This is a genomic window from Psychrobacter sp. CAL346-MNA-CIBAN-0220 (genome assembly GCF_040309805.1).
Taxonomy (GTDB): domain Bacteria; phylum Pseudomonadota; class Gammaproteobacteria; order Pseudomonadales; family Moraxellaceae; genus Psychrobacter.
Genome location: NZ_JBEOPF010000473.1, coordinates 1 through 257, shown reverse-complemented (window position 1 = coordinate 257; position 257 = coordinate 1). Strand labels below are relative to the sequence as shown.

The window sequence follows — 257 nt, the reverse complement described above, 5'->3', positions numbered from 1 at the left end:
GTACCAGCAAGTCATGAGCCAAGAAGCATTACAAGGCGCTGCGATTAAAGGCACAGGTAAAGCATTGGATCGAGTGGCCAAGTTCTATTTGGACATGGCTGAAAATATGTTCCCAGTCATAGAGGTAGACGCTGCAAGGAAAATTGAAGTCATAGTCACTCGTGGTGCCTCGTTGTCGTTGGCCACTTCGCAAGGGGGAGGTGCAAGAAGATGAAAAAATCCTGCATGTTGCTAACCGATCGAAGTCCGTTTCAGAC

General features: G+C 47.9%; 1 protein-coding gene. It reads left to right on the top strand.

What is annotated here, in order from left to right; translation table 11 throughout:
- Window positions 1–214: TrbI/VirB10 family protein (locus AAEY88_RS14415; protein WP_350563490.1), on the top strand; the 214-nt coding region annotated here is incomplete at its 5' end.
- Window positions 215–257: the final 43 nt, after the last annotated feature.